The organism is Anaerococcus sp. HMSC068A02, from assembly GCF_001811125.1.
Taxonomy (GTDB): domain Bacteria; phylum Bacillota; class Clostridia; order Tissierellales; family Peptoniphilaceae; genus Anaerococcus; species Anaerococcus vaginalis_C.
In genome coordinates this window covers 1-651 of sequence record NZ_KV803755.1, presented here as the reverse complement: position 1 = coordinate 651, position 651 = coordinate 1, and the positions used below count along the sequence as shown (strand labels likewise).

1 protein-coding gene is annotated in these 651 nt (G+C 31.8%); it reads left to right on the top strand.

Annotation, left to right across the window (positions count from 1 at the left end; translation table 11 throughout):
• On the top strand, positions 1-651 hold a 651-nt coding region (locus HMPREF2782_RS04495), incomplete at both ends, for a transposase (RefSeq protein WP_148130024.1).

The window sequence follows — 651 nt, the reverse complement described above, 5'->3', positions numbered from 1 at the left end:
ATAAAAATCAGAAAGTAAAAATAAAGAACAAAGTAAAATCATACCAAAGAAAACTAGAAAAAGAAGTAAACGAAGACAGAAACAATAATGGAAAAGATGACTTCGATTACCCAGATGGAGAAGTATTAGAAGAAAAAGAAATTACCCACTCAACAACAGATCCAGAAAGTGGACTATTCCATAAAGGAAACCACAAAGAAGTATATGCCTACTCAATCCAAACATCATGTGATAAAAATGGATGGATATTAGGATACAAAGCTTATCCAGGAAATCTACACGATTCCACAACCTTCCCATCATTCTTCAAAGAAAAAATAGAGAAATATAAACCAAAAAAAATAGTAATGGATGCAGGCTACAAAATACCAGCAATAGCAAAAGATTTAATAGAAAAAGGAATAATGCCAGTCTTACCATACACAAGGCCAAAAGGAAGAACTGATAAAGAAACATTCTATCCAAAACAATATAAATATGACGAAACAAACGACTGCTACATATGCCCAGAAGAGAAAATACTCCTGTATTCAACAACGAACAGAGAAGGATACAGAATATATCAAAGCAAGAAAAGTTTATGTGAAAACTGCCCATCTTTAAGCAAATGTACAAAAAGTAAAAGCAAGGTAAAAGTAATAATCAGACATA